Origin of the sequence: Bremerella cremea, from assembly GCF_039541315.1 — a bacterium.
Classification (GTDB): domain Bacteria; phylum Planctomycetota; class Planctomycetia; order Pirellulales; family Pirellulaceae; genus Bremerella; species Bremerella cremea.
Window position 1 is genome coordinate 100,085 of record NZ_BAABFZ010000001.1, and the last position, 16,085, is coordinate 116,169.

The 16,085-nt window shown below is 55.1% G+C and carries 16 protein-coding genes; 3 read left to right on the forward strand and 13 right to left on the reverse strand.

Translation table 11 applies throughout. The annotated features are described in order from the left end of the window. Nucleotides 1-29: 29 nt before the first annotated feature. The 7 genes from pyrH to ABD890_RS00480 all read right to left on the reverse strand — a co-directional run bounded on the left by pyrH (nt 30) and on the right by ABD890_RS00480 (nt 5,852). A complete protein-coding gene (pyrH, locus tag ABD890_RS00450; protein ID WP_345084288.1) occupies nt 30-776 on the reverse strand; it encodes a UMP kinase in 747 nt (248 codons plus the stop codon). A 164-nt stretch (nt 777-940) separates the two neighbouring features. Next, nucleotides 941-1,804 (reverse strand): translation elongation factor Ts, encoded by an 864-nt coding sequence (tsf, locus tag ABD890_RS00455; RefSeq protein WP_345084291.1) that lies wholly within the window; start codon nt 1,802-1,804, stop codon nt 941-943. Between the two features lie 169 nt (nt 1,805-1,973). Then, entirely contained in the window at nt 1,974-2,693 is a 720-nt protein-coding gene (rpsB, locus tag ABD890_RS00460; RefSeq protein WP_345084294.1) for a 30S ribosomal protein S2, read from the reverse strand. A gap of 302 nt (nt 2,694-2,995) precedes the next feature. Next, on the reverse strand, nt 2,996-3,337 hold the full coding sequence (locus ABD890_RS00465; RefSeq protein WP_345084297.1) for an anti-sigma factor family protein: 342 nt from the start codon (nt 3,335-3,337) through the stop codon (nt 2,996-2,998). Nucleotides 3,338-3,408: 71 nt separating this feature from the next. Further along, complete coding sequence (locus tag ABD890_RS00470) at nt 3,409-4,170, reverse strand: Crp/Fnr family transcriptional regulator (protein ID WP_345084300.1); 762 nt, start codon at nt 4,168-4,170, stop codon at nt 3,409-3,411. A 388-nt stretch (nt 4,171-4,558) separates the two neighbouring features. Further along, on the reverse strand, nt 4,559-5,224 hold the full coding sequence (locus ABD890_RS00475) for a redox-sensing transcriptional repressor Rex (RefSeq protein WP_345084303.1): 666 nt from the start codon (nt 5,222-5,224) through the stop codon (nt 4,559-4,561). Between the two features lie 202 nt (nt 5,225-5,426). Then, the gene (locus ABD890_RS00480; protein WP_345084306.1) at nt 5,427-5,852 is read right to left on the reverse strand and encodes a type II secretion system protein; all 426 of its coding nucleotides are present in this window, start codon (nt 5,850-5,852) and stop codon (nt 5,427-5,429) included. A gap of 670 nt (nt 5,853-6,522) precedes the next feature. On the opposite strand from ABD890_RS00480, the gene ABD890_RS00485 reads away from it, so the two are divergent. The 3 genes from ABD890_RS00485 (at nt 6,523) to ABD890_RS00495 (ending at nt 9,658) form a co-directional block, all read left to right on the forward strand. Continuing rightward, nucleotides 6,523-8,088 carry a hypothetical protein gene (locus tag ABD890_RS00485; RefSeq protein WP_345084309.1) on the forward strand — a complete coding sequence of 522 codons (1,566 nt, stop codon included), beginning with the start codon at nt 6,523-6,525 and terminating at the stop codon, nt 8,086-8,088. Nucleotides 8,089-8,220: 132 nt separating this feature from the next. Next, nucleotides 8,221-8,712 (forward strand): dihydrofolate reductase, encoded by a 492-nt coding sequence (locus ABD890_RS00490; protein WP_345084312.1) that lies wholly within the window; start codon nt 8,221-8,223, stop codon nt 8,710-8,712. Nucleotides 8,713-8,848: 136 nt separating this feature from the next. After that, nucleotides 8,849-9,658 carry a GNAT family N-acetyltransferase gene (locus ABD890_RS00495; RefSeq protein WP_345084315.1) on the forward strand — a complete coding sequence of 270 codons (810 nt, stop codon included), beginning with the start codon at nt 8,849-8,851 and terminating at the stop codon, nt 9,656-9,658. A gap of 82 nt (nt 9,659-9,740) precedes the next feature. On the opposite strand, the gene rplS is transcribed toward ABD890_RS00495, so the two are convergent. The 6 genes from rplS to ABD890_RS00525 all read right to left on the reverse strand — a co-directional run bounded on the left by rplS (nt 9,741) and on the right by ABD890_RS00525 (nt 16,002). Continuing rightward, nucleotides 9,741-10,091, reverse strand: coding sequence for a 50S ribosomal protein L19 (gene rplS, locus ABD890_RS00500; protein ID WP_105355473.1), 351 nt, complete (start codon nt 10,089-10,091; stop codon nt 9,741-9,743). Between the two features lie 26 nt (nt 10,092-10,117). Then, on the reverse strand, nt 10,118-10,834 hold the full coding sequence (gene trmD / locus ABD890_RS00505) for a tRNA (guanosine(37)-N1)-methyltransferase TrmD (RefSeq protein ID WP_345084319.1): 717 nt from the start codon (nt 10,832-10,834) through the stop codon (nt 10,118-10,120). A 14-nt stretch (nt 10,835-10,848) separates the two neighbouring features. After that, complete coding sequence (rpsP, locus tag ABD890_RS00510; RefSeq protein WP_345084325.1) at nt 10,849-11,304, reverse strand: 30S ribosomal protein S16; 456 nt, start codon at nt 11,302-11,304, stop codon at nt 10,849-10,851. A gap of 51 nt (nt 11,305-11,355) precedes the next feature. Further along, nucleotides 11,356-12,813, reverse strand: coding sequence for a signal recognition particle protein (gene ffh, locus ABD890_RS00515; RefSeq protein ID WP_345084328.1), 1,458 nt, complete (start codon nt 12,811-12,813; stop codon nt 11,356-11,358). A 290-nt stretch (nt 12,814-13,103) separates the two neighbouring features. Beyond that, on the reverse strand, nt 13,104-14,117 hold the full coding sequence (locus ABD890_RS00520) for a nucleoside hydrolase (RefSeq protein ID WP_345084331.1): 1,014 nt from the start codon (nt 14,115-14,117) through the stop codon (nt 13,104-13,106). A gap of 79 nt (nt 14,118-14,196) precedes the next feature. Beyond that, nucleotides 14,197-16,002, reverse strand: coding sequence for a thioredoxin-like domain-containing protein (locus ABD890_RS00525; RefSeq protein ID WP_345084334.1), 1,806 nt, complete (start codon nt 16,000-16,002; stop codon nt 14,197-14,199). Nucleotides 16,003-16,085 lie beyond the last annotated feature (83 nt).

The following is a 16,085-nucleotide window of genomic DNA, read 5'->3' on the forward strand; positions in this document are numbered from 1 at the left end:
GATCCATTTCGGACCACCCCCACAGGAAACTAGAGGCTTGGGTTGATCAGAGTTCCGACCTGTTCGCCTCGGACGGCCTTCTGGATATTGCCGTCGGTCTTGAAATTAAAGACCAGAATCGGCATGCCATGCTCGCGGCATTGGCTGATTGCGGTGCCATCCATCACACGCAGGTTTTCGCTAACGACCTGGTCGAATCCGAGCGTGCGATAGAAGACGGCGTGTGGGTTCTTTTCCGGGTCGTCGCTGTAGACGCCATCAACACGGGTCGCCTTCATCAAAATGTCGGCTTCCAGTTCCAAAGCTCGCTGAGCTGCCGCAGTATCGGTGGTGACAAACGGACTGCCGGTTCCGGCGGCCAGAATCACAATGCGACCTTTCTCCAGATGACGAGATGCCTTGCGGCGGATGTAAGGCTCGGCCACGCCTTGCATATGAATCGCCGTCATTAGACGGGTCTGCATATCGAGGCTTTCCAAAGCATCTTGCAGCGCGAGACCATTGATGACCGTCGCCAACATTCCCATGTAGTGGGCAGTGGCTTCCTGGATCGAAGCACTTTCATTTTTGAACTGACCACCACGGAGAATGTTTCCTCCGCCGATCACAACAGCGATCTGGCAGCCCAACTCCGATGCCTGGCGAATCTGGCGCGAAATGCTGACCACTTCGTCCATGGCAATCCCCCGTTCGCCTGCTCTCGAGAAGCTTTCGCCCGAGAGTTTCAGAATGATGCGTTTGTATTTGGGGGAAGCGTTTTCAGGCATATCGGACATTGTTGGGCCGTCCTCAGGGGCTATGGTGTCAAAGTTGACGCAGTGGGCAGATTTTAACCGAGATCGGTTGCCCTGTGCAGGAGAACGATGCGCATAAAAAAATCCCTCGAGCAATGAACCCGAGGGATTTTTCAGTTTTGATCGATTGGCATCCGCCGGAAGGACTAGCCTTCAGCACCTTCTTCAGCGGCTGGAGCGTCGTCGCCGATCACCCAGTGCGTGAAGTTCTTGATGGTGACGCCGTTGTCTTTGGCGTATTGAGCGACGGTCTGCTTTGGTTCTTTAACGAACGGCTGTTCCAGCAGAGCGACCTGGGCGTAGTAGTTACGCAGTCGACCTTCCACCATCTTGTCGATGATGTTTTCAGGCTTGCTCGAATCTTCGTTCATCGCAGCAGCCTTCAGGATCGCACGTTCCTTTTCGACCAGAGCAGGATCGATGTCGTCCTTGCTCAGCACCGATGGGCTCATGGCGGCCACGTGCATGGCAACGTCACGAACAGCAGCGGCGTTGTCGCCTTCGACTTCCACCAGAACACCGCTGACGGTGCTCGAGTTGTGGCTATAACCACCGGTCGAACCTTCAACCCGGATCATGCGACCGACGTTAAAGACTTCGCGAATACGGTTGAACATGTCGTCCTTCAGGTCACCCAGGGTGCTACCTGCTTTGACATTAGACGGCTGAGCCAACAGTTCTTCGGCGGTGGTGATGCTTGGGTTTTCAGCCAGCACCTTGGCCAGGTCGTCAGCCAACGAGATGAACTCTTCCAGCTGGGTAACTGGAGCGCTTTCGCACTTGAATTCGACCATGGCACCCTTGTCGCCATCGGTGTAAATGCCGACGCGGCCGAATTCAGTGGTACGATCGGTGCGGTTCAATTGCTTGACCTTACCGTTTTCACGCAGCCACAGGATTGCCTTTTCTTCGTCGCCATTCGACTCGGTCAGGGCCTTTTTGCATTCCATCATAGGAAGGCCGGTCTTTTCGCGAAGTGCCATGACCGCACCGGCGGTGATTGCCGTCATCGTCTTATCTCCAATGCTCGAATTTGGTCGCTCTAAGAATTTGGGGAGCTCTACGTGGAAAATTCTACCGCTGCGGGATTCCCTCGGCGAAGGCCGATTCGGTTAACATTTGAAGGAGATTGATTTCTCCTTCAAGGTTCGCCGGGGACCCCTCTGCTGGTAACAAAGCTTACTTGGCAGCTTGTTCCGTCTGCTGGGCAGCGTGATGCTTGCCGTCGATGGCAGCGTCGGCCATCAGCTTCAGGAACATTTCGATCGAACGGATACCGTCGTCGTTGCCTGGGATTGGCAGGTCGACCTGATCCGGATCGCAGTCGGTATCGGTCAAAGCCACCGTCGTGATTCCCAGCGACTGGGCTTCCTTGATGGCGTTCTTTTCTTTCTTTGGGTCGACGATCACCAGGGCTTCTGGCAAGCGGTTCATCGTACGCAGACCGTTCAGGTTGCGGTACATCTTACGGTACTCACGCTGCAGCGAGGACTGCATCTTCTTCGAGTACTTGGCGAGTTCGTCGCCTTCGATGATTCGTTCCAGCTCTTCCAGACGGCTCAAGCGGCTACGAATGGTGCGGAAGTTGGTCAGCGTACCACCGAGCCAGCGTTCGTTGATGAACGGCATGCCGCAACGTTCGGCTTCACGTTCGATGGCAGCACCAGCTTGACGCTTGGTACCGACGAACAGAATGAGGCTACCACCTTCAGAGACCTGGGCCAGGTACTTCTTGGCACGCAGGAGACCACGAATCGTTTCGCGGACGTCGATGATGTGGATTTGGTTCTTCTTCGCGTAGATGTACGGAGCCATCTTCGGGTTCCACCGGCTGGTGCGGTGACCGAAATGAATGCCGCATTCGACGAGTTCCTGAACGAACTGTTGTCCGCTGGACATGGCGCAAATTCCTTTCTTTCAATGGGTTGCCACTGATCGAACGTCCCAGGCTCTTATGCTGGCGCCATACCAGCCAAGTGGAAGCGATACCTATGCCGCGACCTATCGTGAGCCCGAAAACCTCACTTCCCACACAGTTTTCGGCGATCTGGTCGTAGCTGGACGGTCGAACCATGGCTGATCTCCGTTAAGGAAACCGTCCCGGTTCTTAGTAGTTCCCCTACTAGACTCCTGCAGGGGAAAAGGAAGCTGATGAAGGTACCAGCAACCACCGAAATCGTCAATAACCCCCCAGCGGAAGGCTAAATCAACGCCTCGAGCTCTTCCAGATGACGCTGGCACTTGGGGCAGCGGTCGAGATGGGCTTCCAACGAAGTCCGGGCCTGCTGGTCGGTGAGCGTGCCATCAATGTAGCTCGGCATTAACTCTACCGCCGCAATGCAGGTTAGATTCTGGCAGTCTCCTTGCCTCTGTCCCAAAGTCAGGACAAGCAAGCCACCACCCGCGACGGCCGCGGCAGCCCCACCCCCAGCCATCAGAAATCGGCGGCGAGAAAGCGTCTGGGCATCGCGTGCCTGGAGCGACTGCTGAAGCTTCGATAGCTCTCCAGCAGGGCATTGGATCCAAGGCTCGCGTTCAGACATGGCAATTGCTTTCGAGACACCCTCCGCACGGTTGGCCTCCTTTTATATGGCAACCATCCGGAAGATCCGTCTTAGGCTCCGAAGGAATGTCGCAAATAGACAGTCGGAGGCGTGTTCCGCTGCACGGTCGAATCGAGACGAATCGGTTCGATCCCAATCTGATGGGCCAAACGATCGGGAGCTTTCAGAATCACCTTCCGGCGGCCCAACTCGATCAGACCTTCCGTCTGCATCGCCCCCAGGACGACCGTAACCGTTTCGCGGGTACTTCCCACGATACTCGCCAGGTCCTGGTGCGAAAGCCGAATCGACAATTCGACACCCTTTTGCGTTTCTCGACCATACTGTTCCGCAAGTTCCAGCAGAAGATGACTCAGACGCTCACGATTCGAGAGATACAGCAGGTTCTTCACGCGACGTTCAATTCGTCGACGACGAAAGCCAATGACCTTGGTTACGCCCAGGCAAAGATCAGCGTGCTCTTCCATCAGGCGTCGCATTGCGTCGCCTGGGATAGCGATGACGCGCGACTCTTCGACCGCTTCGGCATATTCGTCGCGGCTGCCGACATCCAGGATCGCCAGCTCGCCGAAAATTTCGCCTGGTTCGATGAACGCCAGGATCGACTGCTTACCGTCGCCGGTAAGATGACAGATTTTGACGCGGCCACTGGCCAGTACCAAAACGGAATCGGCCTGATCGGCCGGCAAATAAACCGGACTTCCTTTGGCGATGGTCTTGGATCGGCTCGCGGTCTCGAGCCTTTGAATCTGATCGGTCGTGCAAGTCTCGAAGAGACGGCATGCTTTGAGGTACCAGATGTGTCCCGCCATAGGTTTTCCTCTTGAGGGCGACAAGCGACCTCGCCATTGGCGAGGCATTCGTGGTTGTGTTGGTTCCCTTTGGGATGCCGTCACCACTGAGATGTTACGCCGGAAGTCGCTTTCCGAACGTTAGCCATCCAACACTCGCGAGATAAAATCCCCTTAGCAGAAAGCCATCTCGGCCCACGGGGGACGAACCGCGCATAAAAAAAAGCACGCCATTTTCAGACGTGCTTAGCTACCCCCCGAGGATTTGAACCTCGACTGACAGAGCCAAAATCTGTAGTGCTACCATTACACTAGGGGGTAATTCCCGTTTCAGGGACTATAGATAGTACCGGAAAACCTTTCGTTTCGACAAGAGGACCCCGCAACAAAGATTCGGTTCAGGGGCAAACTAGTTATTCATCCGCGAAGTCATCGCGAATGACAACTGCTCCATTTCGATGGCCAGGTCGACTCCGATCACGGTGACCTCTTCCGGCAGGCGAAGGGTGACCGCGGCAAAGTTCAAAAACCCGCGAATCCCCGCTGCCACGAGCCGTTCTGCGACCTCTTGGGCTGCGGCGGCAGGCACGGCAAGAATCGCCAGTTGAATTGATTTCTCGCGAACGATTTTGTCGACGTTCTCGAGACTGTAGACCGGGATTCCCTCGATTTCCGATCCAACAATTTTTGGGTCGAGATCGAAGGCCGCAACGGTATTGAAACCTTGGTTGGAAAACCCACGGTATCCGAGAAGAGCTCGACCCAGGTTACCGACCCCCACCAGGGCCACCGGCCAGCGTTGATCGGTCCCCATGATTTGCCGGATGGTCGCAATCAACTCGGAGCAACGATAGCCAACGCCGGGATATCCGAACTGGCCGAAGTTGGCCAGGTCTTTGCGAACCTGGGCATCGGAAAAGCCCAGCATCTCGCCCAGCTTGGTACTGCTGGTGGTCTCGATTCCATTGCGTTCCAGCCGCGATAGTTCGCGAAGATAGAGACTCAGACGACTGACTACAGCCTTAGAGACGCGCTGATCGCTGGAAGACTTCTTATTGTCTTTGCTCTTCGCCATGGCGTGCGTGATCGCAGTGACGCGGAAGCGCCCTAGGTTGTTTCTCGGATCGGTGAATATCAGGGTCTTTCAACTCTACTCTCTGGGCTAACTGCCCAACAAGGGTGGTTACGTATCCTGGGGGCCAACAAGAAACAACAAAAGCCCGACTGAGGATGCAGTCAGGCTTTTGTGAAATCTTTTCGAGTTCTCGCCGCGGCGATTACTCGCTGAGCAGGTCCGCGTCATTGACCCAGATTTCACCGGTCGTGCTGTCGTACAACCAGCCGGCACCTTCGACGACAGCCGAAGGAGCTCCGGTGGTCGAAGAAACAGTCGCACTGTTGGTGAAGTTGTTCACTGGGATCTTCGAGAGGTAAGGACCGAACGAACCACCGGCGTTGCCATCGGCATCGGTGGCGATCGTCAGTTCGGTCAGGGCAGCCCCAGGGACCTTGCCATCGTGATGAGCTCGGTAGAGCTGAATCTGCGAGCGGAGTGTGTGCAGATTGAACAGCACGCTGCTCTTTTTGGCATCGGTGGTCGAATCCGTGAATTGCGGAATGACCGTAGCGGCCAAAACGGCCAGGATCACCACGACGATCAGCACTTCGATCAGCGTAAAACCATTTTTCTTTGAATGCGACATGTCCCAAGACTCCAAGTCATAAATTACTGGCGGACAAGCTCTGTTTCTCACGGCCAGGCCAGTCAGGTTTTCTTCTGCGGGGGCAATTTAAAGCTACGTCAAATGCAGCAGTTGTTGTTTCCTTCTGAAGGTAGATACGTCACAGCGTGGCGCGGTCAAGAATATTTCCCCGAAATACCACCCCCAACTTTTATCGATGGGAAAGCTGATATCACGGCAATGCGCGCAGTGCCTTCATGGGCGTCCAACGATGGGCCAAATTCTCGCCAACCCCGCGTTTTGACCGTATTTCTCGTGCAAGTAGCGAACGTCCTGCGATCGCTACAACGCGTACAGTGAGTAGAACCATGCTCAATTGGCGCATTCAAACTGATGCATGCACTCTGTGCATTTGCCTTACTCTTCCCATGATTTGAAAAACACCTATTTGTTCGATCTCAAGCAGACATCCCAAATTGACGATACAGAAGGACATCTGGAAGCTGAATGGGCGACTTGGGCAGTCAATGACAGCCAGAAAAGACGTACCGAGTAAGCAGTCCAGGTAAACGGGCGATAGCAGGAGATATTGCACGATTCAATGTTTGAGGGCACAGGACACGGCAAGGATTTGCCCAAACCAGGCCAGGCCCTTAGTCGTACGGCGTTTTGTCATCGAAGGAGAAGGAAAATGCGAGCTGTATTGGGATTGCCGATCCTAGCGGTCATGTTGGCTGCTTTTTCGGCGAACTCGGCTGAAGCCGCTTATGGCGGATTGTTCAGCTTCCGTAACGCTGGCTGTTGTGAGCCAGCAACTTACGAGTGCTGCAAAAAGCAGTGCTACACCGTTAACAAGACCTGCAAAGAGGTCGTCTACGAAAAGCAGGAACAAACCTGCTACAAGACTGTTTATGAAACGGTCTACGAAGACAAGACTGTGGATTGCGTGACCTATGAAACGGAAACGCGCTACAAAGATTGCACCTACACTGTGTGCAAGCCAGTTTGGGAAACCAAGACTCGCACGGTGAACTACACCACCTGCAAGCCAGTCTGGGAAACCCGCACCAAGGACATCTGCTACACCGTGTGCAAGCCTGTCTGGGAAACCAAGACCAAGGAAATCTGCTACACCGTGTGCAAGCCTGTCTGGGAAACCAAGACCAAGGAAATTTGCTACACCGTGTGCAAGCCTGTCTGGGAAACCAAGACCAAGGACATCTGCTACACCGTGTGCAAGCCTGTCTGGGAAACCAAGACTAAGGAAATCTGCTACACCGTGTGCAAGCCTGTCTGGGAAACCAAGACCAAGGACATCTGCTACACCGTGTGCAAGCCAGTTCGTGAAACCAAGATGCGTGAAGTGTGCGAAACGGTCTGCAAGCCGGTTCACTACACCAAGACGGTCAAGGTTTGTGGCGGTCACTGGGAAACCAAGACCGAAACGATCCCTGGTCCAGTCGTGAAGAAGTGCATCCAGGAACCAGGTTGCTGGACTTGGGACCCTTGCTGCTGCAAGTGCGTCTACTGCCCAGGCGAAACCAAGGTTGTTGAAGTTCAGTGCCCACCAAAGACCTGCTGCAAGAAGGTCTGGGTTCCAGAAGTCACTGAAAAGACCATCGACTGCGTTCGCTACGAGCAGGAAGTGATCAAGAAGCAGGTTCCTTACGAAGTCTGCCGCATGGAAAAGGAACAACGCGTCAAGACTTGCACCTACAAGGTTTGCAAGATGGTTCCTGAACAGCGTACCAAGACTTGCACCTACAAGGTCTGCAAGATGGTTCCTGAGCAGCACACCAAGACTTGCACCTACAAGGTCTGCCACATGGTCAAGGAAAACAAGACCAAGACCTGCACCTACAAGGTTTGCAAGATGGTTCCTGAACAGCGCGTCAAGACTTGCACCTACAAGGTTTGCAAGATGGTGCCAGAACAGCGTACCAAGACTTGCACCTACAAGGTCTGCAAGATGGTGAAGGAATGCCACACCAAGGAAGTTCCTTACAAGGTGTGCAAGATGGTCCAAGAGACCCACACCAAGCAGGTTCCTTACTGCGTCAAGAAGCCTGTTCACACCACGAAGACCGTCAAGGTTGCCAAGTGTGTGCCAAAGCAGGTTGCTTACACGGTGACCCGCTGCGTCCCTAAGGTTGTCTGCAAGACGGTTCCGGTCACGGTTTGCTGCCCGGTTCCTTGCTGCGACCCATGCTGCGGTGGCGAAGCTGCTCCCGCCAGCAATTGTGGCTGCGGTGCGTAACGTTGCAAAACCGGCTCCTTTGACTCTCTGCCGGAGAGTCTGAGGTACTGGCCTGGTAGTTTGAGGCGGTTCGAGACTTCGGTCTCGAACCGCTTTTTTTGTTTCTTGCCCCTCGCTGAAAGGCTTTCAAAAATGACACGTCCCGACAACTCCCCTGCCCCGGTGATCCTGATTGGTGCGATGACTCCCAGCCGAGTGATCGGAATTGGCGACGGAATGCCCTGGGAGATCCCCGAAGATTATCAGACGTTCTTAGATAACGTGCGCGGTCAAACGGTCATCATGGGTCGCAAGTCGTACGAAATCTTCGGGACTGATTTAACCAGCGTTCACAACATTGTCGTTTCGCGCGGAGAACCAAATGTCAACGCGATCGTTACCCACTCGATCGAAGAGGCCCTCGAAAAGGCCCATTCGTTTGGAATGAAAATCTTCGTGGCCGGCGGTTCCGAGATTTACGAATTGGCCCTTCCCCTGGCCAATTGGATTTACCTCAGCGAGATCAAGAAGGACTACGAAGGAGACCGCTACTTTCCTGAGTTCGATGAAAACGAATGGGAGATCGTCCGCGAAATCGACCACGCCGAATTCATCTATCGCGAGAGAAAACGCCGTTCCCAATGAATAACTGCCCGACCACCGAGATCGAAGATATCGCACCGCACCAAACGGCGTGCTCGGTGAACCCTTTTCCCAGTCCAGTGTCCGGGAGTGAGGGAAAGGCAGCGGACCTTTCGATCGATCTCCCGGAGATGCCCCGTTGAAATATTTCGAGCCGGACGAGTACGCGGCGATTGCATTGGCGATCGAGCAAAACGATACCGAATTCTGTCAACACTGGGCCAACTGTCCGGAAGTCTCGCTGACCCAAGAGGATCGCTGGTACCGGCTCATCAGCGATATCGATCACCCGTATTTCAATAGTATCTTCGTTGCCAACCTGGCCGAGGACAGGCTGGCCGAAGAAATCGAAGCCGCAATTGGCCCATTTCGCGAGCGCAATCTGCCGGTTACCTGGTGGGTTGGCCCGACAACTCGGCCAACGAATCTGGGAGAAGCCCTCGTCCAGCATGGCCTGACTCACACGACGCGCGAATCGCTAATGGCCGCGCGGTCGTATGGTGTGAACTTTGAACTGCTGAGTCTCGATGTCGAGATTTTGCTCGTGCGTTCTGCCCCGCAGCTTCGCACGTGGGTCGAGATCATGACGGGCTTGTTCAGCGACAACTCATTTCCGCAGGAACCTTGGCGAAAGATTCTTCTAAAGGCTGGCCTTCATGAAGATGCCAAACTGCAGCATGTTTTAGCCCTGGTCGATGGCGAACCTGCTGGCGTGGGTTCCGTGTATTTCGGATCCAGTGCTGGTGGAATCTATAACATCTCGGTCTTGCCAGCCTATCGCCGCCGCGGGGTTGCCACTTCGTTGACCCTGACTTTGGCATCCCTGATTGAAGAGCAAGGTTACGACCTGGTCACCCTCTGCGCTTCGGCACAAGCGGTGTCTCTGTACAAACGTCTTGGCTTCGGGAAGTTTGGCGAAGTGAACTGCTTCGCGCAGATGCCTGACTGAGATCGGCGCATAGAAAAACACCGCCTTCCGTTTCCAGCAGGCGGTGCTTTGATTTCGTCTCGCTGTAGGAGAATGATCGCGATTAGACGCGACGTTCTCGCAGACGGGTTGCCTTACCAACGCGATCGCGGAGGTAGTACAGCTTGGCGCGGCGAACGACACTGCGACGAGTGACTTCCACCTTGGCGATTTGTGGGCTGTGAAGTGGGAACTTCTTCTCGACACCTTCGCCAGCCACGATGCGGCGAACGGTGAACATTTCACGGGTGCCGCTGCCGCTCTTGGCGATCACGGTACCGATGAACTTCTGGATACGTTCCTTCTGACCTTCGAGAATCTTGGTGTGAACCTCGACGGTGTCGCCGATCTCGAAGAAATCGACTTCGCTCTTTTTGTAGGCCGCTTCGACCTTGTTCATCAAATCTTGGCTCATTGCCAGTTTCCTTCTGCTACAGCGTATTAACGTTTATTTTCGTTGGCATCGTCCGCTTGCTTCTCGAGCAAATCGGCTCGCCTTATTTTTGTCTTTTCCAGCGACTGAGCTTTCCGCCAGGCGAGGATCTCTTGGTGATTGCCACCGAGTAACACCTCGGGCACATCGAGGCCGCGATATTCGCGAGGCCGCGTGTACTGCGGGAATTCGAGCAAACGATTGCCTTCACTGAAGGAGTCGTCTACTGCGCTTTGCTCGTCGCCGAGCACGCCAGGGATCAGGCGAATCACCGTGTCGATGATTGCCATCGCCGCAACTTCACCTCCATTGAGGACGAAGTCTCCTAGCGAAATCTCTTCCGGCTGCAGAAGATCGATCACGCGTTGATCGAATCCTTCATAGCGGCCGCAAATCATGGTCAGTCTTGGCTCCTGGGCGAGTTCTTCGACCAGGGGCTGATCAAGGGTTCTGCCTTGCGGGCTGAGCAAAATCAATCTTCCTGGCGACGGGGCCAAGGGACGAATCTGCTCGATGGCTTCGACAACCGGTTGCACGCGGATGACCATTCCTGGTCCGCCGCCAAAGGGCCGGTCGTCAACTCGATTGTGCTTGTCGTTAGCCCAGTCCCGCAAGTTGTGGACATGGGCTTCGACCAGTTCTTTCCCGATCGCCTTGTTGAGCAAGCTTTCTCCGAGATAGCCGGAGAAGATCTCTGGAAACAGCGTCAGGATATCGAACCGCATGGCAGGCTAAGGCCTTAGCCTTCCGCTTTTTGCTCTTCACCACCTTCGGTGGCGGCAGCTTCCACGGCTTCACCTTCAGCAGCAGCATCTTCCGCTGGGGCTTCGCCCTCGGCAGGTGCTGGAGCTTCTGGTTCTGGTTCCTTGATTTCCACTTTCGGAGGAACGTAAGCAGTCTTGGTCGCCATGCGAGCCAAGGCTTCTTCGCGAGCAGCCACGTGCGAACCGTTGGTGCCGTACTTACGAATCAAAACGGCAACCTTCGGGGAAGGCTGTGCACCGACGCCGAGCCAGTAATCGACACGGTCGGTCTTCAACGAAACGCGAGCATCCTTTTCCTTGACGAAAGGATCGTAGGTTCCGAGGTATTCAATAGCCTTACCATCTCGCGGGGTGCGAGAATCCATGGCGCAAATACGATAGAACGGACGATGAGTCCGGCCCATCTTCTTCATGCGAATGCGAACTGCCACTACGTAACTCCTAAAGGTAAACCTTCTGACGAACTAAGCTCAACGACGAGGTTAACGACGTCGTTTTTTGAGCTTCTTTTTAAGCTTGTTTTGTTTGGCAACGTCTTTGGTTGTTAAACGTTTGCCGGTCCCCTGCTTGGCCTTTTTCATTTTGCCAGTCGGGTCCATCAACTCTCCGCTGCGAAGCTTTCGCATCATGTCCATTGCGCTGGACATGCCGCCACCAGCCATTCCCTTCATCAACGAAGCCATGCTGTCGAACTGTTTGATCAGTTCGTTGACCTCTTGCGGCGAAACACCGGCACCCTTGGCGATACGCTGACGTCGGCTGTTGTCGATCACTTTCGGATCGTTTCGTTCAGCCGCGGTCATCGAGTCGATCATACCGCCGAGACGCTTCATCTCTTTTTCGTGATCGCCACCCTGCAGCATCTTGCTCATTTCACCCATGCCTGGCATCAAGCCGAGCATCTTGGTCATCAGACCTGGGCGAGCAATTTGATCGAGCTGCTTGCGGAAGTCGTCCAGGGTGAACTGCCCTTTTTGCAGTCGTTCCTGGGTCTTCTGGACCTGTTCCTGATCGAATTCACGCTGGGCGATCTCGAACATCGAGACCATGTCGCCCATACCCAGAATTCGACTGGCCATACGGTCAGGGTGGAACGGCTCGAGGCCGTCCATGTGTTCGCTTACGCCGATGAACTTGATCGGCACGCCGGTGACATGCTTGACCGACAGCAACGCACCACCACGGGCATCGCCATCCAGCTTGGTCATCATGACGCCGTCGAGTTCCAGGGCTTCGTTGAATGCCTTGGCACTGTTCACCGCGTCTTGACCGGTCATGCCGTCGACCACCAGGAAGACCTGGTCAGGCTGCACCTTCAAGTCGATCGTCTTGAGCTGTTGCATCAGCTCTTCGTCGATTGCCAATCGACCGGCCGTGTCGAGGATCACGACATCGAGGCCGTTTTCGCGGGCAAACTTCACCGCGTTCTGGCAGACAGCGATCGGGTCGGTTGCCCCTTCTTCGCTATAGACTTTCGCCCCAACACTTTCGCCGACCACGTGCAACTGCTGCACGGCTGCCGGACGCTGAAGGTCGGCGGCACACAGCAAGGCCTTTTTGCCTTCGGTGCCGATCAAACGGGCGAGCTTACCGCAGGTGGTCGTCTTACCCGCACCCTGCAGACCGCACATCATCAGCACGGTGACATCTTTTTCGAGCTTCAGAGTGGGGTCGACCGGGCCCAGCAGATCGATCAGGGCCTGATTGACGATACCAACGAGCTGCTGCTCCGGCTTCAAGGCTTTCAAGACATCCTGACCGACAGCTTTGTCGGAGACGTCTTTCATGAAATCCTTGACGACAATGTAACTTACGTCCGCTTCGAGCAGCGCGTTCTCGACCAGTTTCAGGCCTTCACGCATGTTCGATTCGGTCAATCGGCCTTGTCCGCGCAGCGTCTTAAACGCCGATCGTAAGCCGTCTTGTAACGAGTCCAGCATGGGAAGCTACGCCTAGGGGTCGAAATACAGTTGGGTCGGGCGGTAAAGTGCGGCAGATTGCTTCGCCCCGGAAGGGCAAAACATACCTACGGACCACTCCCGAGAGATGGGTCGAAACGCGTATTCTAGCGAACCCCACAGCAGGTTGGCAATTGGTAATGGGTAGCCGAGGGGGTGTTTTTCCGGCAAGACACCCCCGCCAACGTGTGACACGCAACCACTCATGCGGAGATCGTCACCTGCCAGGCCGTGATTAACGAGGGAGCCAGGTCACCTAACCCAATTTGCCGTTAAGGTTTACCGGGGGCCTGTTTCGAGAGCTTCACAAGCGTTTCACGAACCTTGGGCTGATCCTTTTCTGTCAGGATCAGGTAGCGATCGCGGCCCTGGGGATTCTCGGTGAAGATCGTGTGACCTTCGTCGTTGACGCTGACCTGGCCTGGGGCTGAGAGAGCAAAGTACTGCTCAGGATCACGAACTGCCACCAAGACTGAGGTCAAATCCCAGGTCGGGCGATCGTGTGGCGGAGGACTATATAAGTAGTAAGCCTCCGACAGAGGATGATGTGGCACGTAGCCGTAATCTCCTTCGATGCTTTCGTGCGGGTAGGTCAGCGCGATGCCGATTTCGTAACCACTCCACTGAATCGGAGTCGGCCACTGCTGCGTCAGTTTTTGGGCGGCGGCCAGGTCTTTGATGATGTTGTACTCGCCGTAGCGACCTTTCTTACCTGGGATCTGCCGGAAGGCACCTCCCATGATCGAAAGCAGCTTGACCTTCTTCTTAACAAGGTCGACACCGCCCAACGAACTGGTGTCGTCCGGCTGCGAAGCGAGCAGATTGGCAAGATTCGTCGAGAAACCGACCTGAGCGATCACGACGCTATGGTCTTCCGCCGCGGCCAAGGTCTTTCGCAACAAGGCGACCGCATCAGGAGCGTCGGCACCTGATTTCAAATCGTGGGGAAAACGCTGCTTGTCGCCATCCATCTGCTGAGCGAGTCCGAGAAACTTGCCTGCTTCCGGAGTTACCCCACTACGACAGACCCCAATCGGAATTTCTCCCCGACCATAGAACGTGTTGACGGCGTCGGTAAACGGTGCCGCCAACGGATTGTCTTTGGTAATGGTGACCGCCAGCAATTCACATTCGCCACTGCTTTGCAGCGTGTGGATCATGCCGAGTGCCAGAACGTCGTCGACATCGTTGCCAATGTCGGTATCGAAGATCAGCGGCACTGGCTTGCGGGCATCTTCGGCCGAGGCGAACGTCGTCAACGCCACGGCCAGAAGTAAGGTAGCCATCGAGGTTTTTGTTTTCGTCATGGGGCAATCATCGAGGTGGGCTGGGGAGGAAAGGAGGAGCGAGCAGGGGTGGCAGAAGCTATTTCTGTGTGGCGTTCTCGGTGGCAGCCGGTCGCTTCTTGACCGGCATCGGCTTCAAACCTTGGATCTGCAGCGTCGAAAGCTTCTTCGTTTCCAGGTCGAAAACGCGGATCATGTGGTTGTTGGTGTCGGCGATATATAGCTTGCCATTGGCATGCGAAATCCCGGCCGGTTCGTCGAACTGAGCAGGATCGTCAGCGATCCCTGGCTCTCCGGTTCCGACCAGGGTCGTCACATCGCCCGTCGCAGCATCGACCGCCTTGATTTTGTTGTTGTAGGTATCAGCGGTGTAGATGATGCCGTCGACATAACAAACCCCGAGGGCGTGCTGCAGCTTTGCAGTCTTCGGCGGCCCATCGACGTCACCGAAGGTAAACAGACGGCCATATTGCAGGTGAGAAGTCCCAATCACCGTCCGGACACTTCCTTCGGGATCGAAAGGAACGGCACGAATCGAGCTCCCTTCGCTATCGGCTACGAACAGCGAATTGCCGTCGGAAGTCAGCCCCGATGGCTGGGCGAACGAGGCAAAACCTTGCTGATACGGAACCGGCGGTAGTAGCGGGCCATCGACGATGTCTTCGCGGCCGTTGCCAGCGAAAGGACCGATTTCCGATTCATCCAGCTTCATCTTCCAGATCTGGTGCGGACCTGCCATGGCGATGTAGAGGCTATCGCCACGAGGCCACAAGGCCCACGGGCTGTTGATCGCTGTCGTTTTGGGGGTTCCGATAAAACGATCTGGCAGACTGCTGACAGTCGCATTTTCCGAGACACCTGGCCAGTTGTTGCGGGCCTGCTCGCCGATTCCGGCGATCGTGGTGACCTTTTTCTCCTTCAGATCAATCTTTCGCAGCAGATGGTTCTCGGTATCGGCGACATACAAAGTGTCCTGCACGAGTGCCACGCCTTGCGGGTGATCGAACTGGGCCACTTCATAGCTTCCATCGGCCGAGCCGATTTCGCCGTTGCCGATCACTTCCTGCAGTTCGCCATCAAGCGAGGTGATGACAATGCGGTTGTGATTGCTGTCCGAAATGAAGAGCCGATTCGACTTCTCGTCGGCCAGAATCTTGCCGGGAAATCTCAGCGGTGTTGGGTCCTGACTGTAAGCCAATAGGTCGAACTGAATTGGCTTTTCGTCCAGCGAACCGTTTTCGCGATAGTAGGCCATCGCGTCGTTCAGAACCTGGCGAATATCGTCGGCTTTGAATTCTCCGCGACGCAGATAGACGACGTTCCCTTCCGGATCGATCAAGTACATCGTCGGCCAGCTATTCACCGAAAAGCTGTTCCAGATCTTCATCTGATCGTCGTTCACGACCGGGTGTTCGATCTCGTAGCGCAGAATGGCCTCGCCGATGTTCTGGGCCTCTTTTTCCGTATCAAACTTCGCTGAGTGGACCCCGATCACCACCAATTGATTGGGGAATTCCTGCTCCAGCTTTTTCAGCTCCGGGAGGATGTGAATGCAGTTGATACAGCAGTACGTCCAGAAATCGAGCAGCACGAACTTGCCACGCAGGTCCTTCAGTTCCAGCGGCCCCTTGGTGTTCATCCACTCCATATCTTTGGGGAACTCAGGCGCTGGAATCTTCACGCGGAAAGGATGCTCGGCAGCCTTCGCGGCAGGCTGCTCGGCTGCGTCACCGCTAGCAGGCTTTTCGGTCGTTTGCGGCTGTTGTTCTTCCGCCATCGCGAATGGATGCGAAGAGGAGCTACCACAACCAACCAGCAGTAAGACAGCAACAACGAGAGCTAGCTTGCGCAGGAACGGCAAGGCAGGGATTTGCATGCAATTCATTGATAAGACCTTCCATTTGCGAGGGCAGGATTCCAATAAATTGGAACGTTTTCAGGAGAGAAAGGCTGTGGTTTTTCGTACAA

Excerpts from the sequence above, each read along its gene's own strand:
- rpsB (WP_345084294.1), bottom strand. The coding sequence starts at position 2,693 with ATGTCCAGCGGACAACAGTTCGTTCAGGAACTCGTCGAATGCGGCATT.
- ABD890_RS00520 (WP_345084331.1), bottom strand. The coding sequence starts at position 14,117 with ATGGCTACCTTACTTCTGGCCGTGGCGTTGACGACGTTCGCCTCGGCC.
- pyrH (WP_345084288.1), bottom strand. The coding sequence starts at position 776 with ATGTCCGATATGCCTGAAAACGCTTCCCCCAAATACAAACGCATCATT.
- ABD890_RS00475 (WP_345084303.1), bottom strand. The coding sequence starts at position 5,224 with ATGGCGAAGAGCAAAGACAATAAGAAGTCTTCCAGCGATCAGCGCGTC.
- trmD (WP_345084319.1), bottom strand. The coding sequence starts at position 10,834 with ATGCGGTTCGATATCCTGACGCTGTTTCCAGAGATCTTCTCCGGCTAT.
- ABD890_RS00525 (WP_345084334.1), bottom strand. The coding sequence starts at position 16,002 with ATGAATTGCATGCAAATCCCTGCCTTGCCGTTCCTGCGCAAGCTAGCT.
- rplS (WP_105355473.1), bottom strand. The coding sequence starts at position 10,091 with ATGAGCCAAGATTTGATGAACAAGGTCGAAGCGGCCTACAAAAAGAGC.
- ABD890_RS00465 (WP_345084297.1), bottom strand. The coding sequence starts at position 3,337 with ATGTCTGAACGCGAGCCTTGGATCCAATGCCCTGCTGGAGAGCTATCG.
- ABD890_RS00480 (WP_345084306.1), bottom strand. The coding sequence starts at position 5,852 with ATGTCGCATTCAAAGAAAAATGGTTTTACGCTGATCGAAGTGCTGATC.
- tsf (WP_345084291.1), bottom strand. The coding sequence starts at position 1,804 with ATGACGGCAATCACCGCCGGTGCGGTCATGGCACTTCGCGAAAAGACC.
- ABD890_RS00490 (WP_345084312.1), top strand. The coding sequence starts at position 8,221 with ATGACACGTCCCGACAACTCCCCTGCCCCGGTGATCCTGATTGGTGCG.
- ffh (WP_345084328.1), bottom strand. The coding sequence starts at position 12,813 with ATGCTGGACTCGTTACAAGACGGCTTACGATCGGCGTTTAAGACGCTG.
- ABD890_RS00485 (WP_345084309.1), top strand. The coding sequence starts at position 6,523 with ATGCGAGCTGTATTGGGATTGCCGATCCTAGCGGTCATGTTGGCTGCT.
- ABD890_RS00470 (WP_345084300.1), bottom strand. The coding sequence starts at position 4,170 with ATGGCGGGACACATCTGGTACCTCAAAGCATGCCGTCTCTTCGAGACT.